The organism is Mucilaginibacter sp. OK283 (assembly GCF_900110415.1).
Classification (GTDB): Bacteria; Bacteroidota; Bacteroidia; order Sphingobacteriales; family Sphingobacteriaceae; genus Mucilaginibacter.
In genome coordinates this window covers 454153-477922 of sequence record NZ_FODR01000005.1, presented here as the reverse complement: position 1 = coordinate 477922, position 23770 = coordinate 454153, and the positions used below count along the sequence as shown (strand labels likewise).

At 42.5% G+C, this 23770-nt stretch carries 22 protein-coding genes; 15 read left to right on the top strand and 7 right to left on the bottom strand.

All coding sequences use genetic code 11. The features are described 5' to 3' along the window. Nucleotides 1–897 (bottom strand): NUDIX domain-containing protein, encoded by an 897-nt coding sequence (locus BMX56_RS14975; RefSeq protein WP_090649431.1) that lies wholly within the window; start codon nucleotides 895–897, stop codon nucleotides 1–3. Nucleotides 898–1304: 407 nt separating this feature from the next. Here BMX56_RS14975 and BMX56_RS14965 point away from each other — a divergent pair, with 407 nt between their 5' ends. Next, nucleotides 1305–1523, top strand: a complete 219-nt coding sequence (locus BMX56_RS14965) for a hypothetical protein (protein WP_090649425.1) — start codon at nucleotides 1305–1307, stop codon at nucleotides 1521–1523. 620 nt (nucleotides 1524–2143) lie between these two features. Continuing rightward, the gene (locus BMX56_RS14960; RefSeq protein ID WP_090649422.1) at nucleotides 2144–2437 is read left to right on the top strand and encodes a DUF3892 domain-containing protein; all 294 of its coding nucleotides are present in this window, start codon (nucleotides 2144–2146) and stop codon (nucleotides 2435–2437) included. 5 nt (nucleotides 2438–2442) lie between these two features. Here the strand turns inward: BMX56_RS14960 and BMX56_RS14955 are convergent, their stop codons facing one another. Next, the gene (locus tag BMX56_RS14955; protein WP_090649419.1) at nucleotides 2443–2910 is read right to left on the bottom strand and encodes a CYTH domain-containing protein; all 468 of its coding nucleotides are present in this window, start codon (nucleotides 2908–2910) and stop codon (nucleotides 2443–2445) included. 117 nt (nucleotides 2911–3027) lie between these two features. Between BMX56_RS14955 and BMX56_RS14950 the strand changes: the two genes are divergently transcribed. From BMX56_RS14950 to BMX56_RS14925, 6 genes are all read left to right on the top strand, one after another. After that, nucleotides 3028–3969, top strand: coding sequence for a hypothetical protein (locus tag BMX56_RS14950; RefSeq protein ID WP_090649415.1), 942 nt, complete (start codon nucleotides 3028–3030; stop codon nucleotides 3967–3969). A 158-nt stretch (nucleotides 3970–4127) separates the two neighbouring features. Next, entirely contained in the window at nucleotides 4128–5087 is a 960-nt protein-coding gene (locus BMX56_RS14945; RefSeq protein ID WP_090649412.1) for a hypothetical protein, read from the top strand. Between the two features lie 390 nt (nucleotides 5088–5477). After that, a complete protein-coding gene (locus BMX56_RS14940) occupies nucleotides 5478–8204 on the top strand; it encodes a hypothetical protein (protein WP_090649409.1) in 2727 nt (908 codons plus the stop codon). A gap of 395 nt (nucleotides 8205–8599) precedes the next feature. Continuing rightward, on the top strand, nucleotides 8600–9355 hold the full coding sequence (locus tag BMX56_RS14935; RefSeq protein WP_090649407.1) for an SDR family oxidoreductase: 756 nt from the start codon (nucleotides 8600–8602) through the stop codon (nucleotides 9353–9355). A gap of 274 nt (nucleotides 9356–9629) precedes the next feature. Beyond that, complete coding sequence (locus tag BMX56_RS14930) at nucleotides 9630–9827, top strand: hypothetical protein (RefSeq protein WP_090649405.1); 198 nt, start codon at nucleotides 9630–9632, stop codon at nucleotides 9825–9827. Between the two features lie 49 nt (nucleotides 9828–9876). Beyond that, nucleotides 9877–10875, top strand: a complete 999-nt coding sequence (locus BMX56_RS14925) for a hypothetical protein (protein WP_090649402.1) — start codon at nucleotides 9877–9879, stop codon at nucleotides 10873–10875. 98 nt (nucleotides 10876–10973) lie between these two features. On the opposite strand, the gene BMX56_RS14920 is transcribed toward BMX56_RS14925, so the two are convergent. Together BMX56_RS14920 and dprA are read right to left on the bottom strand one after the other, a co-directional pair. Next, nucleotides 10974–11339, bottom strand: coding sequence for a DUF2200 domain-containing protein (locus BMX56_RS14920; RefSeq protein WP_090649399.1), 366 nt, complete (start codon nucleotides 11337–11339; stop codon nucleotides 10974–10976). A 117-nt stretch (nucleotides 11340–11456) separates the two neighbouring features. After that, entirely contained in the window at nucleotides 11457–12548 is a 1092-nt protein-coding gene (gene dprA / locus BMX56_RS14915; protein ID WP_090649396.1) for a DNA-processing protein DprA, read from the bottom strand. 346 nt (nucleotides 12549–12894) lie between these two features. Between dprA and BMX56_RS14910 the strand changes: the two genes are divergently transcribed. From BMX56_RS14910 to BMX56_RS14895, 4 genes are all read left to right on the top strand, one after another. Then, the gene (locus BMX56_RS14910) at nucleotides 12895–13275 is read left to right on the top strand and encodes a BlaI/MecI/CopY family transcriptional regulator (RefSeq protein ID WP_090649392.1); all 381 of its coding nucleotides are present in this window, start codon (nucleotides 12895–12897) and stop codon (nucleotides 13273–13275) included. Beyond that, nucleotides 13272–15167 carry an energy transducer TonB gene (locus BMX56_RS14905; protein WP_090649389.1) on the top strand — a complete coding sequence of 632 codons (1896 nt, stop codon included), beginning with the start codon at nucleotides 13272–13274 and terminating at the stop codon, nucleotides 15165–15167. Before BMX56_RS14910 ends, BMX56_RS14905 begins: the two co-directional genes overlap by 4 nt. Before the next feature lie 7 nt (nucleotides 15168–15174). Next, nucleotides 15175–16830: a M56 family metallopeptidase gene (locus BMX56_RS14900; RefSeq protein WP_143065453.1), complete on the top strand. Its 1656-nt coding sequence runs from the start codon at nucleotides 15175–15177 to the stop codon at nucleotides 16828–16830. 627 nt (nucleotides 16831–17457) lie between these two features. Then, complete coding sequence (locus tag BMX56_RS14895) at nucleotides 17458–17700, top strand: hypothetical protein (RefSeq protein WP_090649383.1); 243 nt, start codon at nucleotides 17458–17460, stop codon at nucleotides 17698–17700. Nucleotides 17701–17947: 247 nt separating this feature from the next. Here BMX56_RS14895 and rsmG read toward each other — a convergent pair whose 3' ends face one another. Genes rsmG through BMX56_RS14880 form a run of 3 tightly spaced genes read right to left on the bottom strand, consistent with a single transcriptional unit; the run spans nucleotide 17948 to nucleotide 20284 of the window. Then, a complete protein-coding gene (gene rsmG / locus BMX56_RS14890; protein WP_090649380.1) occupies nucleotides 17948–18580 on the bottom strand; it encodes a 16S rRNA (guanine(527)-N(7))-methyltransferase RsmG in 633 nt (210 codons plus the stop codon). After that, nucleotides 18570–19175: an RNA polymerase sigma factor gene (locus BMX56_RS14885; RefSeq protein ID WP_090649377.1), complete on the bottom strand. Its 606-nt coding sequence runs from the start codon at nucleotides 19173–19175 to the stop codon at nucleotides 18570–18572. The genes rsmG and BMX56_RS14885 overlap by 11 nt, the downstream gene beginning before the upstream one ends. Next, nucleotides 19166–20284 (bottom strand): glycosyltransferase, encoded by a 1119-nt coding sequence (locus BMX56_RS14880; RefSeq protein WP_177183828.1) that lies wholly within the window; start codon nucleotides 20282–20284, stop codon nucleotides 19166–19168. The genes BMX56_RS14885 and BMX56_RS14880 overlap by 10 nt, the downstream gene beginning before the upstream one ends. Before the next feature lie 240 nt (nucleotides 20285–20524). Between BMX56_RS14880 and BMX56_RS14875 the strand changes: the two genes are divergently transcribed. From BMX56_RS14875 to BMX56_RS14860, 3 genes are all read left to right on the top strand, one after another. Continuing rightward, nucleotides 20525–21409 carry an Rpn family recombination-promoting nuclease/putative transposase gene (locus tag BMX56_RS14875; protein ID WP_090649371.1) on the top strand — a complete coding sequence of 295 codons (885 nt, stop codon included), beginning with the start codon at nucleotides 20525–20527 and terminating at the stop codon, nucleotides 21407–21409. A 184-nt stretch (nucleotides 21410–21593) separates the two neighbouring features. Then, a complete protein-coding gene (locus BMX56_RS14870) occupies nucleotides 21594–21809 on the top strand; it encodes a hypothetical protein (protein WP_090649368.1) in 216 nt (71 codons plus the stop codon). A gap of 753 nt (nucleotides 21810–22562) precedes the next feature. Beyond that, nucleotides 22563–23729 (top strand): alpha-xenorhabdolysin family binary toxin subunit A, encoded by a 1167-nt coding sequence (locus BMX56_RS14860; protein ID WP_090649363.1) that lies wholly within the window; start codon nucleotides 22563–22565, stop codon nucleotides 23727–23729. Nucleotides 23730–23770 lie beyond the last annotated feature (41 nt).

Sequence of the window (23770 nt, the reverse complement as noted above, 5' to 3'; positions counted from 1 at the left end):
TTAATTGTTAAGGTATTTAGTGATGATCAATTTTAACATTTTGGCATGCTCATCATTAATCAGGCCGTTGCTTATCATTGGTGTAAGGTTTTCAATTTTAAACCAGGCTACATCTACAATATCGTCGTTAGCTACCGGCTCGCCTGATATATGGTCACAACTAAACAACAAGGTAATAATTTTATCGGCTTCGTTGCGGTAGCGCCAGTCGTTTACACGGTGGCTGGTTTCGTAGGTCATGTTGCCCACCTTCACGTTTCCACATTCTTCGGTGAGTTCGCGTTTGGCGGCGGCTTCGTAGCTATCGTCTTCCGGGTCGGCAAAGCCGCCTATAAAGCGCCATTTGGGGCTGTTGGCTTTTTTCCCTAACAACAGTTCGGTTTTATTGTTCCTAAACATGGCCACATCAACCGTTGGGTATACTTTGGTGTATTGGTTATAGTAAGCGTACAGGATGCCCGCGCGAAAATCGTTGGAGTCGAAAACCTTATCGGCGTATTGTTTACGCAATTCGGTAGCATTGTAATCGCCGTGAGCGGGCAGTTCAACGGTTTCAAAATGGCCCTGGTAGTAAGGGATAAAGCTATCCCGGCTGCCAAACAGCGTGAAATTACCATTAGGGAAAACACTTTTGAGCAAGTTATCAAGATTATCAGACCACACCTTGTCGCTCGGATGATCGCTCACCGGCAGTACAATCACATCCGGGTATTCCCTTTTAATCATTTTTTCGCGGGTATGGTAATCATACGGGTTTTTCCGGCTGCCCATTACCGGGCTTACCCCAAGCAGGATAATTAATTTAGCATAATCCTTACTTACGGTATCTACCAGGTTTTTATGTCCATCGTGCAGGTACGGCGTTTGGAAGCGGGCAATAATTACGGCTATTTTCATCTTATTTGCGTTAATTATACGCAAATATAAATATGTGTTTTAAGTACGCAAATTATTTTGATTTTTTTTTTATATATCTTATACAATCAGGCCCTATAAGTATTTGGCAGCCCGGTAAAGTTTCCCCCGGTTGGAGGTATTATAGTATACTATTTTTTAAAGCCCTACCCTACTTGGGAAGGTACGGGAGGTGCTTAACCGACGAATATCCTCAACTTAACGGCATTAACCCGCCCCTTTACATTTTTTTATTAACAATGCCTTAAATGTGTTAACAAATTATTTATGTCAAATATTTTGAATTAAAAAATTTTAATGCATGTTTACACTGTAAAACCAATTGTGAGCATGCCGAAAACAATTCGGCGTTAATCGGGTTAACTTAAATTAAACAAAAAGAACTTATCATGGCAACAGAAAAAGGAAGCGGTATTACCGCGTATTCAGTGAAAACCAAAACTAAGAATGTACCAATGGTTGATCCGGTGATCGACATTAAATCTGGAAGGTACATTGCTACCGGTACAGATGGTGCAGGTAACAAAATGGCTGCAATCATGGGCAAAGCCACTGCCGAAGAGCATATTGCCAATGGTAACGCTAAAAAAGGTACTGGCTGGGCTTAATATTTTTATTAACCGCAAAAGCCCTGCTTAAGTTATACTTAACCAGGGCTTTTGTATTTTAAGGATATTTTGTTACCCATGACGCGTTGGGCTTACACAAACATTGGCTTGAACGCTGGCTACAACTCACCCCGGCTACGCTACGCTGGCCGACCCTCTCTCCGGCTGTGCCGCAAAGAGGGTGAAGCTCATTTTTTATTTTTTTGCCCCTCTATGCGCGAAGCGGAGGGGCAGACGGGCGTGGCCTCGTCGGGGTGAGTCGACTCGCCGCCATGCGATAAACGTAATTCCCACTTCAGAATCTGCGGATTTTGCTATTCAGGATGTCATAGGCGTTCTGCCAGGACGCTAAAAATAAAATAAGCAAATTACTTTGCGCCTTAGCGATCTTTGCGCGAAAAACCTCTTAAATTAATGGCATTACCCTTCCCCAAGGAACAAATCGCACGGTCCCCTGCTTTTTTTGTTCCCAATACCCTGAACTTAGCGCCTGTAATGGTGCCTGGCAGACATTACCCATAAGTAAAACTACGTACGCCCAAATGGGTGAAAACACCTATTTCATCGCTTTTATTTTTGCTTTAATTTTATCGTACCTGATTATTTAAAGCATTTTAGCTATGGCTGTACGTATTCTTTGTATTAAAACTGATGTAACGCCACATGAAAACCCATACGTGGCAATAGATTCGCTGGAGTGGATTAACGAACGGATAAATGTTAAGGGGATAACCGAACGGGCAAAACTTTACGACTGGATAAAGAACGAGGACGGTGAAGCTTATATTATTGACGAACGCGGCAATAAAACCTGCCTAATACCGGCACTTTGCCCCAAAGGCAATAAATATGTAAAAACCGTTAGCGACGAATCTGAAACGGATATTTTACTGGGCCTGCCCGAATCGGCCTGATTTTGCTACCACCTGCAAAATGGCGTTACCGATAAATTCGAATTGTAATACCTTGCGTCGCCGGTGACTTCGGTGGTAACCCAGGGCGGCAATATAAACTTTTCGTCTTCGCTTTCCAGTTCAATTTCGGCAACCAGCAAGCCTTTGTTATCGCCCAAAAATTCGTCAACTTCCCATACCTTGCCGGCAACATCAATCCTATACCTGCGTTTTTTCAGTTCGGATATTGCAAAATTATCCAACAGCTCTTCCCCATCTATGGCAGGGATTGCATACTCGTACTCTAACCTGCTCAAGCCGGTAGTACCGCCTTTTATAGTAATAAAGCCTTCATCGGGCGTTACGCGCACCCTGATAGTTTTACCAGGCTCGCTTAAAAGATAACCTTGCCTAAAGTACGTGCCTATCGGCTTTGGCATTTGTAGCCATTGATCATGATCAACTAAAAATTTTCGCTCTATTTCAACTCCCATTTGTTTCTTGCTTTTACTACTTAACGGCCCGGCTGATGGTTAGTTTTAAAATTACCGGCGATGCAAATATTGTTTTATTAAATCAATAACGTACATTTAACTAAAATCCTTTACCTGATGATAGCCCAAACGAAGCTACCTGTATTACTCCTGACACTTTTAATATTCTTCAACCTTGCCTGTAAACACCCTCCTGTTGTTAAACATAACGGCGAAAAAGACCTGATATCGTTTAAACCGGTATGGGGAGTGGCTTATTCAGAAATTTCGCGACTTACAGCAAACGGCCTTTCGTTCACAAACTATGGTTACCAGATGGAGCCTCAATGGCGTATCAACTTTGTATCCAACGATTCGGCAAGCATCTATAGCCCTACTAAGGGAAAATTCATCAACTTTCCGTTAACACGTGGTTACGACTCCATTTTTAATACCGCGCGCACCTGGCTCAAAGTAAAAGCAATGAACCGGGATAGCCTGAAACTGGAAATGATTAACTCGTATGGCGATACCGTTGATACCCGCGGGGAAAAATTGTACATGACCTTTTATGCCGATGATTATATTAAAAACACCTTGCACACCGATACCGCGGTGTTAAAAAGACCAAACCGCAAGGATTCACTCTTCATCAGGGCGTTATCCGATGCGGCTAATAAAGACTACACCAAAGCATTTGCAGCCAGGCAGCCTGCTTTTTTAACCAGTACAAGCCCTCGGGTTAAGGTAAAAAAATGGGTTGCCGAGGGCGATCTGCTTAATCACTTTGATACGTCTGATGACTATATGCACCCAACCTTTGATGTCGCGATAAGTAAAGCTTATGCTGATTTTTACTATTCATTCAGCGTGTATATTGATTCGGATGGGCAAATGCATTATAATCAACCGCTCATCCCCTTTCTTGGCCAATCCTTAAAAGACAACTACATACGGCAGTCTTCCGCCGTCATGAACAGCTATTTAAAACATTACCTGAAAGTTACACCTGGCAAAACATTGAACATGCTGCATGCCAGCGAAATTAACATTCATGTGCAGGGAATAACGGGAATATAACTAGTTTATTAGTTCACTGGTTCATTAGCTCATTGGTGAAAAGTTCGGTAGAGGTGCTAAAATCTCTTGTTCAAAAGTCTTTCGTCCAGGCCCTCCAAACCTTCGAAAATAAAAGTCCCTTTTAGCAGTTTATTGAATTATATATATCTTTAAGGCGTATGCTATCTATCAATATAAAAACAATAAAACTGGCTGGTTTTATACTGCTTACTATCATCTCCATTATACAAACCGGCTGTAGTGGCGGCCCGGGTAAGAAAAAAAAAGAATTAATAGATTTTAAGCCTTATAACGGCATCAACTATTCTGAAGTAAAACGCAGACAAAAAAACGGACTGTCTTTTAACGAATATGGCTACCAGCTGGAGCCGCAATGGAAGCTTAAGTTTGTATCAGACGATTCGGTAAGCATATACAGCCCTACCAAAAGCGCATTCATCAACTTTCCGCTCACGCGCGGGTACGATTCTATTTTCAATGCTGCCCGCTCCTGGTTAAAGGTTCAAAAAATGACCAAGGATAGCCTTATCCTTGAAATTATTAAACAAAAAGGCGATTCGCTTGATATTAAAGGCACCAAAGTATACATGCTGTTTTATGCTGATAATTATGTAAAAAACGTTTTGCATACCGATACATCCACACTAAGGCACCCGAGCCGGCAGGATACTTTGTTTATCCGCTCATTGGCGGTAAAAGCAAATGCCGATTATAAAAAACAGTTTTCGGCAAGGCAACCAGCCCTAATTACCAGCAAAAGCCCGCAGGTAACGGTTAGCCGTCGCACTACAAAACCCACTATCGAAAACAATTTCGACCCGTCCGACGATTACCTCGACCCTACTTACGATATCGTGATCAACAAGGCTTACAAAGATTTTTACTATTCATTTACCATGTATATTGATGATAAGGGCGGCATGCATTACGGCAAGCCCCTTATCGACCTTGATATCAGCGGGCCCGAATTTACCGCGGCCTATAACAGGATGGCCAATGGTATTATGGATAGCTATTTTAAGTTTTATCTTAATGTAAAACCAGGCTCCACCTTGGGTATTATACATTCCAGCATGGTATCTGTACATGTTGAGGGCAAAACGGCACCTGCTAAATAGCCTGAATTAAGAAACAACGGGAGTATAAATAATATCGAATAATGAAAGTTGAATTTCGGTGTTCGATATTCAACTTTCATTATTCGATATTGGACATTCGGTGTTCGATATTTAAATCAATTTCCATTCGTTAACCCGACTACGTTCATAGTATTCCGCTTCAGCCATTTTACATTGCAAAAAGTAACAATCATGTTATTTTCTGTGCTATGCTATCAAATGGCTTTAACTTTCGCCATGTAAAACAATGCGGCATATTTTTAAGCGTTCATTGTAAAACATAGTCCAAATCCTGCCAGTTTGTAAAAAAATGTTAAATGCCGTATGCACCCCGTATGCAACAGCCCTAAATGTTTATATTAGCCCCGTTAGCCGCTTTATATTATATTAATGATATCAAGAAAATTTTTACTCGTAGCATCGCTGTTCTTATCTTTTAGTTTAGCCGCAATGGCCCAGCAGGATAGCATCCCTATTAATACCGTTATTGAAAAAACCGCCAAGTACGCCACGGCTTTTCCGATAGAAAAAGTTTACCTGCACCTGGATAAACCTTATTACGCCGCCGGCGATACCATATGGCTTAAAGCCTATGTAACGGTAGAAAAGCACCAGCCTTCGGCCTTAAGCGGCATTGTTTATGTTGATTTGCTAAACAGCCAGGATTCGGTAATTGCAGGCCTCAGGCTACCCCTAAAAAGCGGCTTTGCCAACGGCAACATTACACTGGATGGCGAAACCATTAAACAAGGCGCCTACCGAATAAGGGCATACACCAACTGGATGCGTAATTTTGACGCCGATTATTTTTACGACCGCACCATTAACATCGGCAATGCGCTTGATAACAAGGTAAATACCTTTATCAGTTACAAAAGCTCGGGCAAAAAGGGCGGTATGATTAAGCTAAACGCCAGTATTGTTTATAAAGACCCTACAAGTGCGCCTTATGCCGATAAAAAAGTAAGCTGGCAATTGGTGCGCAACGGCGATCCTATAGCCAAAGGCAAAGGCACTACCGATGCCAAAGGTAACTTATTGGTTGAACTGCCAGAAAACGACGCCCCAACGCTTACATCGGGGTCGTTGGTAACTGCTATTGACATGGGCGACCGCAATTTTGTAACCAACACCTTCCCGCTAACAGGATCGATAACTAATTTTGACGTACAGTTTTTTCCCGAGAGCGGCCAGCTTACCAACGGTGTACGTACCAAGGTAGCGTTTAAAGCCATTAACGCCAAGGGGTTGGGCGCCGATATTAAGGGTACAATAACCGACGATGCCGGAGCCGAAGTAGCCACATTTACATCGGCCCACCTGGGCATGGGCATATTTGGCATGACGCCCGAAAGCGGCAAAACATACACAGCCAACGTAACTTTCCCCAATGGCTCTTCGGCTACCTATAAGCTGCCCCGGGTGCAAAATATGGGCATAGGCCTTATGGTAAATAATAGCGACCCTGACAACCTCAATATAAAAATTGCAGCCAACGATGTGTTTTTGCAACGCAAACAAAACAAAAGCTTTTACCTGGTAGCACAAAGCGGCGGCGTGATATATTACGCGGCATCTACCGTGTTAAAAGATCAAAGCTACTCGGCAGCTATTCCAAAATCAAAATTCCCAACGGGTATATTGCAAATCACGTTATTTTCGTCGGGCGGCTACGCGTTGTGCCAGCGATTGGTGTTTATTCAACATAACGATCAGCTTAGCCTTAATTTGAAAACTGATAAGCCATCGTATACGGTACGTCAAAACGTAAAAATGTCGGTAACGGCAGTTAACAAAACAACCCCGGTTGTGGGCAGTTTTTCGGTGGCTGTTTTAGACGATGCCACCATCCCATCTAACGAAAATAACGAGCAAACCATTTTAAGTTACATCCTGCTTACATCCGACCTTAAGGGATATATCGAAAAGCCTAACTATTACTTTAATAAACCCGACCAGGAAAAGTCAGATAATCTTGATATACTGATGCTTACCCAGGGTTATACCCGCTTTAATTATGAGGATATACTGGCCGATAAAAACCCGCCCATATACACTGCGCCCGAGCAGGGCATCGAAGTATCGGGTATATTACGCACCAATACCGGGCTGCCGGTTAGTAAGGGCAGCATCCGCCTGATTGTACCCGATAATAATTTTTCGGCCGAGACCCTTACCGATATGGCGGGCAACTTCAAGTTTTCGGACGTAATGGTGAGGGATACCTCAAAAATTACCTTGAGTGCCCGCAATAACCCCAACGGCAGAAATATGGTGATAAACGTTAACGGAGAGCTATATCAAAAGGTAAATAAAAACCCCAATGTAGCCGATGAAATTGTGAATATCGATAGCGTTATACGCCCGTACCTGGAAAACAGCCATAAACAATACCAAAACTCAAGGATACTTAAAGAGGTAGTAATTAAGGCCAAAACCGTTGTTAAAAAAGCCAGCCATAATGATTATGGCACGTTTTCCGGCCTAAGCCCGCAAGCCGATCATGAAATAAAGCCGGAGCAACTGAAAGGCTGCCCTATTTTGATCAATTGCTTAAGCACCATGGCGCTTGGCTTAACTTATGCCGATAATAACTTTTATGTAACCCGCGATTACAACCAGGGAAAAAAAACAACACCTGTACAAATTTATATTAACAGCGCCCAGATTGATGTTACCAACCTTGCATCAATGAGTGGCGACGATGTAGAATCTGTAGAGATATTTTTGAACGATGGCTTGAGCGGCATAAACCGTATAAACGGAACAAAAGGGGTGATGATCATCCACAAAAAGGTGATCAAAACTCAAAAAATTTCCCTGTCGCAATTAATGGCTTTGATACCCAAACAAAACGTAATTACGTTTGCCGTACAAGGTTATAGTAAGGCCAAAGATTTTTACGTACCTAAATACGAAGTTGGCAAAAGCAGCGTAATAGGGCTCGATCTCAGGAACACCATTTACTGGAACCCTAAAGTAATTACCGATAAAAACGGCGTTGCCACTTTTAACTTTTACAATAGCGATGCACGCGGCTCATACCGGGCTATTATTGAAGGTCTTGATGGTGATGGCAATTTAGGCAGGCAGGTAATACATTTTAATGTGAAGTAGCGTTTTGTATGGCAGCGTATCGCCTCACCCCGACGAGGCTGCGCCCGTCGCAATAGAAAATTGGAGTTAACCCTCTTTGCAGCGTCAGCCGGAGAGAGGAGGGTGGTCGGGCATTGCCTCGACCGGGTGAGTCTTAGCCAGCGTTCAAGCGAATGTTTATGTAAATTCCAATAGGTGATGGGTAAATACGAAGCATTGACTGTCTTTTTTATTTTTAAACACCGTCTTAAAATTCCCGAATTCCTTCCCTTTATATAGTGAGAAAGATCGTAATTTCACTGAATATAGTGAAAAATACGACACCTAAAATAATATATATTGTTGACTATCAATTATTTGAATTATTTGGCATTGGCTTTGTCTTTTGTATAACAAATCATTAAAAAATCAACATTATGAAAATCGTAGTCATTGGAGGCACAGGCCTCATCGGAAGCAAAGTAGTTTCAAAACTTCGCCAGCAGGGGCACCAGGTTATAGCTGCCTCGCCAGACACAGGTATCAACACCATCACAGGAGCAGGGCTGGCCGAGGCCATGAACAATACCGATGTGGTTGTAGACCTGGCAAATTCTCCGTCTTTTGAAGACAAAGCTGTTCTGGAATTCTTCCAGACGGCCGGCCGCAATTTACTGGCTGCAGAAATCAATGCCGGTGTAAAACATCACGTGGCGCTTTCCATTGTTGGGGTCGACATCATGCAGAACATTGGTTACATGCGGGCCAAAAAAGCTCAGGAAGACCTTATCAAGCAATCGGGAGTGCCTTACACTATTATCCGGAGCACCCAGTTTTTAGAGTTCCTGGCAGGTATCGCCAACCAGGCTACTAATGGAAGTGAAGTACATCTTTCCGATGTTCTGTTCCAGCCTATCGCTGCAGAAGATGTAGCCTCCTTTGTAGCCAAATACGCCCTGGCGGCCCCTATTAATGGCGAAACAGAAATAGCCGGTCCCGAACGCTTTGCCTTATATGAAATAGTGGCCCGGTATCTGCAGTATACAAACGATCCGCGCCAGGTGTTATCCGACGGCAAACCATCGTACTTCGGCGGAGAAATTACCCATGCAGCATTGGTACCGGCCGGGCAGGCGGAGCTGGGAGCCATTAACTTTGAAAAATGGTGGAGCTCCCAACTGCAAAAGGCCTGATGGTAGCGATCTGCCACCTGTTGAAACGAAGATGACGGGTGGCAGCTTGCCGGGGCGGTTGTAACGGGAATGCACTTTCCACCAGTTCGTGCACCAGGATATCCCTACGCCGGCGTATTATCCTTACGAAAACCGGTCAACAACACGGCAAGTCAGCAGGTAGCAGATCGAACTCTCACCGATTTTTTTGACAATAAATTGTCCAGCTGGTCCGGGTGATCGGGCCAGCTGTTGCTGAAAGAAAAACAAATTATTCATTAACAATGTAAAAATCATGAATCCCTTCATTTTATATCCCGCCGGTGAAAATCTGAAAGATCAATCAGATAAACACACCATCACTATTAAAGAGCCTCCGTACAGTATGAACGAAGGCGGCGAGTTTTTAGACGATGCTATCCGCATGAAAGATATGCCATTATTCTATAGCGAAAAAGGCGTTGCTGCCAGAAGCAGCTGGAACTTATTGTAACAGCCCAGGCAGATATTCAGCCCTATTATTATTCATAAAAAATTGAGCCATGCAAGTTTATAATATCGAAATCAAAAACGTGCTTCCTATATTAACAGACCTGGTCGAATCTATCAGGAACTTTAATGATTCTCAAAATATTTACCTGAGCCGTACATATGATGGCAGCACACTCGCGCCGGGAACCCTTAAAAAGGCCTTTGGAATTAAAGAGGCCAAACTGCCCGAATTTTTAACCAATTTAGGTGTCCGTAGTCTAACTTTAAGTTCTCCGTACGCTGAAGATGCACTTTCCAGGTGTGCCTTTGATGTTGGGGAGGGTGGAAACAGAAGCAACAGATGGTCTGAAATTAAAAGCGAAAAACTAATTGCTGATCTTTCTGACCTGTTTCGGGCTTGTCGGACGATTGCTTTTGACGACTGGGCAAATGTGGCAAACTCATCGGATTTATGGAACGGTTTGCTTTCGGATGTTATTCGGCCTTTACAGAAAAACGATTTAGAGTTTATTTTTTATCTTGGAGATCCTGCCAAAAGGTTATTCTTCCAGGTGGATGAGATCCTCGACATTATAAGTGAATTTTCAAAACATGGCCAGGTGACATTTTGCCTGGACGAAAGTGAGGCTGTTAAATTATGGATGGTACTAAATGGCGAACGCCCGGACTATACATTAAACGCTTTTGCACTAAGCGATTTAAAAAGGAAATACTTTTCCATATTTAAGACGATGACGGTGGACCAGTTATTAATTTATTCTGTAAATGACGCCCTGGTATATTCCGAAGATCAGCAATTCGTATTAACGCGAAAGGTAGTGGATTATAACATTGAGATTGCCAGTGATGCAAGAGACAATTTTATTGCCGGCTTTACCATAGGCTTAATATTGCAGCTTGACATCAGGTATTGCATTGCTTTGGGATTAATTGTTTTTGGCTCACACGGAGAAAATAATTCAAGTCCTGATAAAGATGACCTGCTTGCTTACATTGAAAAGTGGATTATTGATCTTAATAAGGAGGATGCTATAAGTCTTTATCAATAACAACCGGCAATGCATATTTATATAACAGAGGATTTATAAGCCGGTTAGGGTTTGCACTATAACCGGCTTTACGTTGGGAGAATAAACTTCCGGATACCTTAAGGGTTCCGTAATATCTTCTCCATCTTCCTTCCCTTCGCCAGCTCATCTACCAACTTATCTAAATATCGAACCTGCTGCGTCAAAGGGTTCTCGATTTCCTCTACACGATACCCACAGATTACTCCCGTAATAAGGTGTGCATTGGGATTTAGCGAAGCAACCTGAAAGAAGGTTTCAAAAGTTGATTTTTGTTCAATCAGCTCTTTTAATTTCTCGTCATTAAAACCTGTCAGCCATGCAACTACCTGATGTAATTCTTCCTTTGTTCTACCTTTCTTCTCCACTTTTACCAGATACAAAGGGTAAACCGAGGCAAAAGTCATTTTTGCAATACGCTCATTGTGTATATCGATCTTGTTCATATCTTATATAAAGCGACTGATTTTCTTTATACCAAAAATATCCACAAAAACATTCATGACCAATACCCAAACCTCAAAATTCTCACCCGAACCCCGCAACCGGCAACACGTACCCCCTCAATTCACCCGATAAGTTTTCCCCGGCAAACTACGGATATAGCCCTGCATTTCCATGTTGAGCAGGTTCATGGCCAGCGAGCTCATGGGCATGTTGGCCTTTATGGTAAGTTCGTCAATAGCCAACGGGGCTTTATGTTGTTGTAAAATATCAAATATCAGGCTCTCGTCTTTGGTTAAATCCAGCGGCAGCATAAACTGTTCGGTGGGTTTCAGGTTTTCGTCTTTTTCCCAGCCAAGGCTAAAGGCCAGGTCGGCCATGCAGGTAAGCAGTGCTGCTTTATTGTTGCGGATCAGAAAGTTACACCCTTCCGAATACACATCATCCAGCCTGCCGGGGAATGCGAACACATCCCGGTTATAGGAGTTGGCAATTTCGGCGGTTATGAGTGCGCCGCCCTTAAGGCCTGCTTCTATCACAACCGTGGCATCGGCCATGCCGGCAACAATCCGGTTTCGTTGGGGGAAGTTTTCCCTGTCGGGGATAGTGCCTGATGGGTATTCGGTAAGCAAGCCACCGTTTTCCAGCATTTTTTCGGCAGTCGCCCGGTTTTGGCTGGGGTACATCCTGTCGAGGCCATGCCCTAATACCCCTACCGTGGGCACATTCAACCGCAGGCATTCTTTATGGGCAGCAACATCAATGCCCAGGGCAAGACCACTTGCAATTAATACATTATATTGCTGTAACTCCTCTATCAGTTGCCTGCATAATTGCTTGCCGTAATCAGTAGCGTTGCGGGTGCCAACTATACTGATCACTTTGGGCATGTTCAGTTCCATTTTACCCTTACTATATAATAGTATAGGCGAATCGCCACAATTTTTTAAACGTTTTGGATATCGGGCGTCGGTATAAAATATCAATTCGATACCATGTTTACTGGCAAATTCCAATTCCTTTTCGGCCAGGCGCAACGCTTCATTAAAATCCCACTGGCTTGCCCGTTTCTCGCCAATGCCGGGTATCGAAGCCATTTTTAAGGGCGATGTTTTAAAAACCTGCTCGGCGCTGCCTAAATAAGCCATCAATGATTTGGCCGCAACAGGGCCTAAGTTTTTAACAAATGATAAAGCGGTATTATAGATCATTGATGTGCAGATTTCAGATTTCAGATGTGCAGATTAAATGCCACTATCAGTACCACGAATATACAAATCCTAAAAATATTAGCAAATTAATTAATTTCAAATGTGCAGATTTCAGATGTGCAGATGAAAAGAGCCTGTGCCGCTACGATTTCTGCCTACACTATCCTCTAATTAGTAGCTCTACTCTTCATCTGCACATCTGAAATCTGCATATCTGCACGTCCACTCCCCCTCATCTGCACATCTGAAATTTGCACATCTGAAATCTATTTTCAAAAAACTATAAAAATAGTTTGCAAACTATAAAAATAGTTTTACCTTTATCTAACTATAAAAATAGTTTACTATGAATGTTAAAGAACTAACTAAAGCCGAGGAACAGATTATGCAGATTCTGTGGCAATTAAAGGAAGCTATTGTAAAAGATATCATTGAGCAAATGCCCGATCCTAAACCGGCCTACAATACCGTATCAACCGTGGTGCGAGTACTGGAAGGCAAAGGTTTTATCGACCATAAAGCTTATGGCAACTCGCACGTTTACTTCCCGCTTATCAGCGATGATCAGTATAAAAAGTTCACGTTTGATAAGATGATGAAAAACTATTTCAGCAATTCGTACCAAAGCCTGGTATCGTTTATTGTAGACGAAAAGAAGATCAGCGTAAAAGAACTGGACGAATTAACCTCACTGATTGATAACCTTAAAAACAAAAAACAATCATGAACTGGCTACACTACCTACTGGAAGCAAACATATACCTGGCCGTTTTTTACGCCTTTTATTGCCTGTTTTTAAATAAAGAAACACATTATACCCTTAACCGGGTGTACCTATTGCTAAGCTGTACAGTGGCATTTATTTTACCATTGGTACAGGTAAGCGCACTGAAACCCGCTGCCGAAAGTGCTCAACAAACTTATGTAACCATTGCCACTAACAGTCACAATAACACAACACCTGCGCTGGTAAACTACCAGCCGCCGGTAAGTCACTTTACCGTGCATGATGCTATTTTATACTTATATATAACAGGTATGGCGGTAATGGCCTTACTACTGCTTATTAAAATTGGTAAGCTCATTAAAATGACTACCAGGGGTAACACTATACTGAATGATAAATACAAGTTAATAGGTATCGAAAGTTCAAACGCTGCGTTTTCATTTTTCAATTACCTGTTTATCGGCACAAAAATAAACGGCAGCGATACCATCATCCGGCATGAGCTGGTACATATCAAACAAAAACACTCGGCAGATATTATTTTTATCGAGATCCTGAGGATTGTTAACTGGTTTAACCCCATCATCTACTTTGTACAAATAAGCCTTAAAACCGTTCACGAATATATTGCCGACGAGCAAACCGCCGCTCATGAAACCGATGCCATCACCTACTCGTCTTTTTTGGTTGATAATGCTTACGGCATAAACGGCTCATCAATCACACATTCATTTTTCAATTATAATCTACTTAAAAAGAGAATCATTATGTTAAACCAGAAACGTTCGGGGAACTTAGCCAGGCTAAAATACCTGGTGGCTGTACCTATTTGTGCCGGGATGCTTTGTGCATCAACATTGGCGTTCAGTAAAGATTACGCACTGATTGACCTTGCGCCTGTGCACCATCAACCAGCTTTACCCACCCTGGCAGATAGTATACCCAAGGTAAAATCGCAACAAAACGACACGCACCTGCAGCCTCCGCCGCCACCCATCTTCGTTAAAGATACCTACGTCGACCTTTTCAATTATCTAAATAAAACCATTACCTATCCAAAAAGCGAGTTAAAAACAAACCAGGCCGGCCTTGTAGCTCTTAGCTTTGATGTTAAAGCCCAAGGCAAAATTGCAAATATCAGCATTACCAAAAATGCAGGCACAGCATTTAATCAGCAAGTTTTGCAAGCACTAAAAACATATCCGGGCACAGTTAACGAAACTGTGGGCAGGCATAAAATGATAGTTTATTTTTGTACCGACTATTACAAATTCATAAAAACACCTGATGCCGCCGAACTAAAAGCGCCGGATTACGACTTTAGCCTGATGGTTTTTGGAGCCAGCAAATACCCCTTTATGCCGCCCTATAAGACCAATAAAAAAGCGACAAACGTCCCTGCCGCCCAGGTTGAAATTAACCACACTACCAAGTTTCCGCCGCCACCGCCGCCTGCGCCGCCGGTTAGCATGCAGGCCGATACACCGATCCGCGCGACAACCGATATTTTTAACAAATATGTAGCCAGGAACGTCCGATATCCCGCTATCGACCGCGATAAGAAAATCGGCGGCAGGGTAATTGCAGCCTTTGATGTGGTTGATGGAAAAATTAACGATCCGCAAATTGTACGGGGTGTAGAACCGGTGATGGACGGGGAGCTTTTACGTGCCATTAAAGCCTATGACGGCACACTTGATTTAAAAGACGGGCATTATTCAATCCCTACGTTATTTCAGGTGGTTGATTATAAAGGCAGCAATCAGGTGGTGGTTTCCCATTTACCAGAAGCGAATACCGCTGATAAGCCTGCCAAACAATCCGCCGGCTTTTCAACTGCGGTTAGTTTAAATGAAGTTGTGATAGTTGCTTATCCTTCACAAATTAAATAAAAACCCAATGAACTGGCTGCATTATCTCCTGGAGGCAAATATATACCTGGCTGTATTTTATGCCGGCTACTGCTTGTTTTTAAATCGCGAAACGCATTATAACCTTAACCGGGTATACTTGTTGCTGAGTTGTGTGCTATCGTTTGCACTGCCAGTTATCCAAATAGGTGCGTTGAAACCAACAGAAAACGTTCAGGAAATTACCTGGGTAGGCTCCCCTGCTGATTCGGCCGCTGTACCGCCAGAGGCAGCTGATTACATTACCTGGGATAATGCTTTATGGGCTGTTTATATTGTTGGCATATCGGTATTGGCTTTACTGCTGGTTATCAAACTGTTTAAACTAGTAAACCTAACCACGTCAGGTAAAAGGCTTATTGATAATAAGTACAAGCTTATAGATATTGAAGATGCAGATACAGCCTTTTCGTTTTTTAACTACCTCTTTATAGGCACAAAAACCAGCGCCAGCGACATTATTATCCGGCATGAGCTGGTACACATTCGCCAAAAGCACTCGTTTGATATTGTTTTTATCGAGGTTATTAAAATTATCAACTGGTTTAACCCTCTCATTTACCTGTTGCAGATAAGCCTTAAAACCGTACATGAGTATATTGCCGATGAGCAAACCGCAGCTCATGAAGCAGATGCCCTGGCTTACTCGTCGTTCCTGGTGAACAATGCTTACGGGCTCAATGGCTCATCTATCACGCATTCATTTTTCAATTATAATTTGTTAAAAAAGAGGATCATTATGTTAAACCAAAAACGTTCGGGCAATTTAGCAAGGCTAAAATACCTGGTGGCCGTACCCATATGTGCGGGGATGCTTTGCGCATCAACATTGGCGTTCAGTAAAAATTACGCATTTATTGACCTGGCACCAAAAACCGCAAAGCCAATCCTCACAGCGCCAAAAACGGCCACAGCCGATACATCTAACCGCAAGATGAGAACAAGGGCCACTACATCAAAAGGCTATGCTTATGATGAAACCGGCTACCTTATTAACAACAAAACCGATTTCAGGGTAATTATTACCGATAAAAACGGCGATCAAAAGGAGTACTACAAAAGCAAAGCAAAACCGGCAGAGCTGGCCATGCTGAAAGAGAAATACGGTTATTCGTTTCCTAAAATGATGATATACCCTAAACTTCCGCCACCGCCGCCCATGCCACCCGGTGCACAGCCAGATATGGACAGAATGCCGCCACCACCACCTGCACCACCAAAACATGGGTCTAAACACCTGCGCATCCCACCGCCACCCGCTGAAGGAGCAGATGTGAACAGGACGCCTCCTCCTCCCCCGCCTGCGCCTCCGGTTGTGTCACGCGATATAAACAAAATGCCGCCGCCACCACCGGTACCTCCTGTTAGATCAGAAGATATAAACAGAATGCCACCGCCGCCGCCAGTACCTCCTGTTAGTTCAAAAGATACGGTTGGAATGCCTGTAGCCCCTCAACCCGGCACACAGCCACTATCACCAAAACCTGCTAAAACTTTGAAGTTGAAACCGGTATCGGCAAGCCTGAGCTCTAAAGTTACAGTGGCAAAACCTGTTAAATTGAAGTTAAAACTGATATCGGCAACCATCTATCCGAAACCGACTCCAGCTGTATCCCCTGCTGAGGCCACACCGGAGGCAAATTAGCAATCACGGAACAAACTAATTACTCCCAAACCCAATGGGTCAAAAATTGCTGAACGGTTAAAACCGCTTCGGCATTTTTCTGTGTAAAACGCTCCTCATCTGTTTTAATAAATACCAATATCTTTCATTGTGATACATGCTATATTTGGGCATCTATATGCCGGTGCCTATGCACCATAGGTGCTACCCATTTGTAGCTCAATTGCCCCCCCAACCTTTGCCTCGGCAGAGGCTACCTAACCGCTGAAAAGATGAATACCTTTCTAATTCAGAGGTAGCACCTACGGCGCAAAATCATTGGGATGCGTCTTAGCTACAAACGGGTAACTCCTACGGAGCATAAAATCCGCCGTCCCCCAACATCGAACCACTATACCTGTTTTTCCCGCTGTTCGAAGTCTCCGACTTCGAACCATTATGCCTGTTTCTCTGACTACAGGATGCCAAAACAAACAATTGACATCACAATACCATCAATACCCGCGTATTCCGGCTTTTTGCATCTGCTTAAATAATAATTAAATAAAGTATACACTTACCATTTAAACTTGTTAAATTTGATATACTACTCAGTTGATATACAGTGCCTAAAATACCGATTGGGTATATCATTTAAATTTAATCATCATGAAAAAGTTTGGAATTATTGTAGCCATTTTGGGTATTGCGCTGTTTATTACCAGCAACTTTTTTTACAAAAAAACATCAAACGCTGTTGATAGCAGCGGCAGCAAAGAAATTGTTACCGGGCCCAATGGCAGCTGGACATTTAAACTACCAGTATTTGCCGGCGGTGCGCTGTTTGTAATTGGCCTGATATTCTTCGCCGCATCGCGAACCGATAACCAACACCACGATCACTTGATTTGAGCAAAATCAAGTGAAATGCTCCACCAAGCAACCGGGAAAACATCCCGAACAAGATTACTATGCACTTTTTGGATTTTTACTTTTAACGGTAATGCCCCCGCGAGGTTAACGCAACTAACCGGGGTAAAGCCAGTTGAAGCCTTTGGCTTCTTTTCAGCTGAAAGCTGAAACCATTTTAGCCAAGGGTTAAAACCCCGCGGCAGCCAACGTAAACTGAAATTTTGAATTTTTACTTTTGAATTTTGAATTACAACTTCCCCTTCACATAAATTACCTGTTTAGTTTCAAAAAACTCTTCGGTAAAATAATCTTTAAGGTAATATTGCTGCACTTTAAGGCCCGATTCTTTGATCTCCTGGTCAAGGTCGCCGCCTTTTAAATATAGGATACCATTTGGCAGTTTATTGCCTGATTGCTTTTTGAATTTGCTGCGCACCCAGGGGTAAAAATCTTTTAATTGGGTTACCGCGCGCGATACTACAAAGTCAAAATTCTCGTCAATTTCTTCGGCACGCGCATGGGTAGCCTTCACATTGGTAAGGCCCAGCGCTTTGGCAACTTCCTGCACAACCTTTATTTTTTTGCCGATAGAATCAACTAAATGGAAAGAAGTTTGGGGGAATAATATTGCCAGCGGAATGCCCGGAAAACCACCGCCTGTGCCAACATCAAGTACACCTTCGCCGGGCAAAAAAGGCATTATCTTGGCAATACCCATAGAGTGTAAAACATGGCGCTCATACAGCAAATCAATATCCTTGCGGGATATCACGTTAATCTGGCTGTTCCAGGTGTTATATAATTCGGGCAGCTGCTCAACCTGGGCACGTTGCTGCGCTGTTAGTTCGGGAAAATATTTAAAAACGATATCAGATGTCATCCCTGTTAAAACGGTTGATGATGTTACCAAGCAGGTACCTGGCCCTAAACAATTGCGCCTTTACCGTACCTAATGGCAAATCCAGCTGCTGTGCTATTTCTTCGTAGGATAGCTCATCAAAATAACGCAGGGTAATAAGGTTGCGGTAGCGCGGCGGCAGGCTTTCTATCAGCAATTTCAGCTCCTGGGTTTGCTGCTTTTTTATAGATGTTTCTTCCGGGTTTAATACGTCGGCTTTAATTTGAAGCGGCTTTTCGTCGCCATCCTCATCCGTCATCCCGTGGATAGATTGGGTATTGAGTTTCTTTTTACGGATAAAATCAATACAATTGTTGGTGGCCACCCTAAAAAGCCAGGTACTGAAAGCATAGTCGGGCTGATATTTTTCCAGCTTTTCAAATGCTTTGGCAAAGGTCTCCACGGTAAGGTCCATGGCGTCCTCTTTATTGTTCACCATTTTAAGTACCATAAAATATATGGAATCCTTATAACGGTGCATCAGGTCGGCATACGCCTTTTGATCGCCCGTACGGGCCTTCACTACCAGGTGAAAATCATTCTTGGCGTTTTCGGTAAAATTTGCGTTTATTTCCATTGGGTGGTTTTTAAAAGTAGCCCAACTAATCCAAATCCAATTAAATACATATAATATATGATATCAAAAAACGGTAAATACCAAATCAGATCTTTGCTATCCAGCTTCCTGAACACCTTATTATAAATTAATAATTGGATAATCAGCCTAAAAAGCAACAAACCTAATGCCAACAACGGTTCGAATTTACAAACCAGGCATAGTATAAGCAGCGAATAAAACAAAAAGCCGCTAATGCCATCAAAAATAAGCATTTTACGGTGTTTGGCCTTATATAATTTACCTACCCCGGCGTGCCTTTTTTTTTGCCTGTACCACGATGCTAAAGTTGATTTTGCCGCAGTGTACATAAAGGTATCCGGGTGTACTTCAATAGCAGTATTATAAGGCGTGGCGTGCTGGTTCACAAATAAATCGTCATCGCCGGATATAACGTGCATGTGCGATGCAAAGCCTTTTGCACTAAAAAACAATGTTTTGGTATAGGCCAGGTTACGCCCAACCCCCATGTAGGCATTGCCGTTTAACGCGCTTGACAAGTAATTTGTGGCCGCCTTTACCGACTCGTACCGGGTAAACAAATTCAAAAAGCTCCTGGTTTGATAAAACGGCGAATAACCTAAAACTATTTGGGCCCCACCGCCAAAATTGGCTACCATCCGGGTTATCCAATTTGCCGATACGGGTTTGCAATCGGCATCAGTAAACAACAGGTATTCGTTTTTTGAGGCCTTTATGCCCAGCGTAAGTGCGAATTTTTTTCCGGTTTTAAAGCGGTCATGCTCGGTTATGGTAACCACTTTAAGGTTGGGGTACCGGCGCTCCATATCCTCCAAAACCTCATCCGATCTGTCGTATGAGCAATCGTTTATCACCACAACCTCAAAATCGGGATAGTTTTGTTCCAGTATCGAGGGCAGGTTTTCCTGTAGGTTTTGCGCCTCGTTACGGGCGGCGATGATTACCGAAACAGGTATTAACACCGTTGGCAGCTCCTCACGGGGTTTGTAACCGGCAAGACTAATGTGGTTGCTTACCAGGTAGTACAGCTGAACGATAAAACAGAGCTGAAAAAGTAGAAATAGTACTATTTGTATATAAGTTTCCAATGAGCCAAAAATAATCAGGCAAAGTTGTTAAAATTACACGAATTTAAAGGGTTTAATCGGGTTAAATTTAAGGCTTAGGAGACATGGCACCAGGTAGTTTTCCACACTTTTAATATAAAAGGTATTTATGTGGATAAGTTGCTCCCCGATGCTGTCATCCAACGTATACCTTCTATTTTTGCCAGGCCCGAGCTACTTTCACAGCTAGGTTGGATAACGAATAAACTTTTATATTTGACTATGCCAAACTATCCCCCACCTGTTACCGGGAAATATATCGACCCTTTGGTTGACTTCGCTTTTAAAAAAATATTCGGCAGCGAGCCTAATAAAGACTTGCTGACCGCCTTTTTAAATGAAGTATTCAGGGGGCGTAAGCATATTGTAGACTTAGTTTACAATAAAAACGAACATCCGGGCGATTTAAAAGACGAGGGCTCGGCCATATTCGATCTGCTTTGTACTGGTGATAACGGCGAACGTTTTATAATTGAGGTGCAACGGGCGAAACAAGGATATTTTAAAGAAAGGGCTTTATTTTATACCAGTCGCCTTATAAGCGACCAGGCGCCAAAAGGCAAACGAAACACCTGGGGTTACAACATAGCCGAGGTATATTTAATAGCTTTGTTAGAAGATTTTACGCTGGAAGATAGCCCGGCAAACAGTTACCTGCATGATATTTGCCTGTGCAACAGGGATACCGGTGAAATTTTTTACGATAAACTGGGTTATACGTATATAGAATTGAGTAAATTTGTGAAAGAGGAGACCGAACTGGAAACCGATTTGGATAGATGGCTTTATGTTTTAAAGCACCTTAGCCAAATGGATAAGATTCCCGTTTATCTTCGGAAACCCATATTTGAGAAATTGTTCAGTATTGCAGAATATACAAACCTGACAAAGGAGGAAAAAACGATGTACGATAGCAGCTTAAAATATAAATGGGATAATAAGAATGTGGTTGATTATGCCCGGCAGGAAGGCATGGAAAAAGGTATTGAAAAAGGCGAGTATAAAAAAGCTTTGGACATTGCTCGTGAAATGAAAAAAGATGGCTTGCCACTTGTTCAAATCTCAAAGTTTACTAAACTCTCTGTTGAGGAAATAGAAAAACTTTAGTCAAACACAAAATATCTCTTTTTAAATTATAAAACAGGCAGAGTTTTCTTTTCAACATCCCCAATTTGAGGTTTATTCCCTAAAGCCTAAAGAGTATACCAGGAATGAATAAACTTACGGTTTATCTTCGGAGAGAAAGTGTTCAGTATTGCAGCATATATTAACCTTACTAAAGAGGAAAACGATGTACGATAGCAGCTTAAAATACAAATGGGATAATAAGAATGTGATCGATTATGCCCGGCAGGAAGGCATGGAACAAGGCATGATAAAAGGCATCGAAAAAGGCAAACGTGAAGAAGCCATTGCTATTGCCAAAGAAATGAAAAAGGATTGCCTGCCACTTGCCCAAATTTCAAAATTCACCAAACTTTCTGCCGAAGAAATAGAAAAGCTTTAGTTGAGCATCAGCTCATCGCTTTTTTAATTATAAATAGGCGGAACGGCTGTAAAATCCATATTTTGAGGTTTTCTTTCTGAAGAAATATTCAAGAAAAGATATCTTCAATAGCGTCTGTTAATGCATCTTTTGTTGAAAAAGCCAAGGGTAGATTTAAATTAATAACCTCCGCCTCAATATTCATAACTGCCCCTCATTTGGCTCTGTAACCCATAACTCTTTTTCGGACTTAACCTGCCCTATCCATATTTTTTTCAGGAAAGGATTAACCTGCCTATACAACGCTGAGGAACAATTACCTATGCCAACAAAGCTATTAGTTCCATTTGCAAAGGTTACACCTAACATCCTATAAAATAAACAGCTTCCGTAAATCACATACAAAAAACGGGGTCCTCAACTATCTTAATAAATCACCCCAAAAAAGAGACTATTTCCATGTTAGCGAGATGGCGCCGCTGCTATCCTTTTTTTAGCACCCTTAAATATTCAGAAATTCCACCTGGTTGTATCGGTTTTTACAGCTAAAAAGCCCCTCAAATAAAAGCTGTTTTGTCCCTGCCTTCCTTTTATCAAATAACTGACCTTGCATTATCAAATAACTCGCAACACCGGGGTTATAAACAAATAATTCAAAAGGCCCGGGCATTGCCTGGTACGTTGAGTTTTGTTTTTTAAGCAACCGGTATCTGTCGGCGTTTTGCTTCAACACAAATTAATATAATCTATAAACCCAATTTAACTTTCAATTTTATGTCAAACCCAACAATCGATCTTAGTCCGCGCGACCTGGCTAAAGGCACCACCTTCGTACTATCTACCAATGAGTGGTTATCAATACAGGTATTTGTTACCGGTGCCATGTTATTACCAACTACCACTGCGCTTTTGCAAAAAACGCTGCCTGCAGTACCATCCGGAGGCATTGAACAATTTGAGCCCCTGGTGAAGGGTTACAAAAACCTATATGACATTTGCGACACTTTTGATACTGTTACCAAACCCGACAGCGTAAAGTGCGCTTCAAACCTCATCGCTTACAATGTTAAAGTGCCGATATTTTACCGGGCTATTTTAGCATTGCTGTTAAAAATCGAGGCCGACCCCACTGATACCGTATCAATCAATCAGCTTAAACAAACGCTGCAGGTAATGATCAATGAAGCCCAGGCTTTTTCAACCCATGCTACCAATGTTGCAGCGGCTATGCAGAAATTTTCTTTAGATACATCAGTTAACGAAGCGGCCATTGGCACATTGTTTAAAACTTATAGCGACAAGATATCAGGAACAAGTGGAACTATTAAAACAATGCAAGCCCAACTGGCCCAGGATAAGGCTGACCTTGCCGATGCGGAAGACGAGTATAAGCACGATATTATTGTAGCTGCCACATCGGCAAGCTACGCCTGGATTTGGCCGTGTGGATCTATTGCCGCAGGGATTGTGGCCGGCATTTATGGCGACAAAGCAACCAAGGCAAAAGCAAGAATAGACGCACTTGGCGACCTGGTGAACAGCCTTGAGGCTAAAATTGCCGCCGACGCCACGCTTGTGCTCGATTTAACCCGCATTAATAACGATATCACCGGCATCACTAAAAAAATAGATGACGCCTTGCCGGCCATTCAGAAAATACAAGGCATGTGGAACGCGCTGAAGGATGACCTTTCCAGCCTACTGGCCACTATTAACGGCGAAATTAAAGATATGCCATCATTTATTGCGGGGCTTGGTATCGAGGCGGCTATAGTATTGTGGCAGCAAGTAGCCGACGAGGCTAATGCTTACCGCATTAACGCTTATATTACTATAGTACCCAACCCTACAGTGGCTTTTTATGCTGCCGATAATCTTGAAAGGTTGCTGACCCGGAAAAACAGGGTGAGCATACACCAGAAAGAAAGTGCGTTAGCATAAAAACAAAATGTGATATAAACACAAGCCGGGCAAAAAACCGG

Bases quoted from the DNA above. Each gene is read 5' to 3' on its own strand.
- BMX56_RS14975 (WP_090649431.1), bottom strand. From the start codon at position 897: ATGAAAATAGCCGTAATTATTGCCCGCTTCCAAACGCCGTACCTGCAC.
- BMX56_RS14965 (WP_090649425.1), top strand. From the start codon at position 1,305: ATGGCAACAGAAAAAGGAAGCGGTATTACCGCGTATTCAGTGAAAACC.
- BMX56_RS14960 (WP_090649422.1), top strand. From the start codon at position 2,144: ATGGCTGTACGTATTCTTTGTATTAAAACTGATGTAACGCCACATGAA.
- BMX56_RS14955 (WP_090649419.1), bottom strand. From the start codon at position 2,910: ATGGGAGTTGAAATAGAGCGAAAATTTTTAGTTGATCATGATCAATGG.
- BMX56_RS14950 (WP_090649415.1), top strand. From the start codon at position 3,028: ATGATAGCCCAAACGAAGCTACCTGTATTACTCCTGACACTTTTAATA.
- BMX56_RS14945 (WP_090649412.1), top strand. From the start codon at position 4,128: ATGCTATCTATCAATATAAAAACAATAAAACTGGCTGGTTTTATACTG.
- BMX56_RS14940 (WP_090649409.1), top strand. From the start codon at position 5,478: ATGATATCAAGAAAATTTTTACTCGTAGCATCGCTGTTCTTATCTTTT.
- BMX56_RS14935 (WP_090649407.1), top strand. From the start codon at position 8,600: ATGAAAATCGTAGTCATTGGAGGCACAGGCCTCATCGGAAGCAAAGTA.
- BMX56_RS14930 (WP_090649405.1), top strand. From the start codon at position 9,630: ATGAATCCCTTCATTTTATATCCCGCCGGTGAAAATCTGAAAGATCAA.
- BMX56_RS14925 (WP_090649402.1), top strand. From the start codon at position 9,877: ATGCAAGTTTATAATATCGAAATCAAAAACGTGCTTCCTATATTAACA.
- BMX56_RS14920 (WP_090649399.1), bottom strand. From the start codon at position 11,339: ATGAACAAGATCGATATACACAATGAGCGTATTGCAAAAATGACTTTT.
- dprA (WP_090649396.1), bottom strand. From the start codon at position 12,548: ATGATCTATAATACCGCTTTATCATTTGTTAAAAACTTAGGCCCTGTT.
- BMX56_RS14910 (WP_090649392.1), top strand. From the start codon at position 12,895: ATGAATGTTAAAGAACTAACTAAAGCCGAGGAACAGATTATGCAGATT.
- BMX56_RS14905 (WP_090649389.1), top strand. From the start codon at position 13,272: ATGAACTGGCTACACTACCTACTGGAAGCAAACATATACCTGGCCGTT.
- BMX56_RS14900 (WP_143065453.1), top strand. From the start codon at position 15,175: ATGAACTGGCTGCATTATCTCCTGGAGGCAAATATATACCTGGCTGTA.
- BMX56_RS14895 (WP_090649383.1), top strand. From the start codon at position 17,458: ATGAAAAAGTTTGGAATTATTGTAGCCATTTTGGGTATTGCGCTGTTT.
- rsmG (WP_090649380.1), bottom strand. From the start codon at position 18,580: ATGACATCTGATATCGTTTTTAAATATTTTCCCGAACTAACAGCGCAG.
- BMX56_RS14885 (WP_090649377.1), bottom strand. From the start codon at position 19,175: ATGGAAATAAACGCAAATTTTACCGAAAACGCCAAGAATGATTTTCAC.
- BMX56_RS14875 (WP_090649371.1), top strand. From the start codon at position 20,525: ATGCCAAACTATCCCCCACCTGTTACCGGGAAATATATCGACCCTTTG.
- BMX56_RS14870 (WP_090649368.1), top strand. From the start codon at position 21,594: ATGTACGATAGCAGCTTAAAATACAAATGGGATAATAAGAATGTGATC.
- BMX56_RS14860 (WP_090649363.1), top strand. From the start codon at position 22,563: ATGTCAAACCCAACAATCGATCTTAGTCCGCGCGACCTGGCTAAAGGC.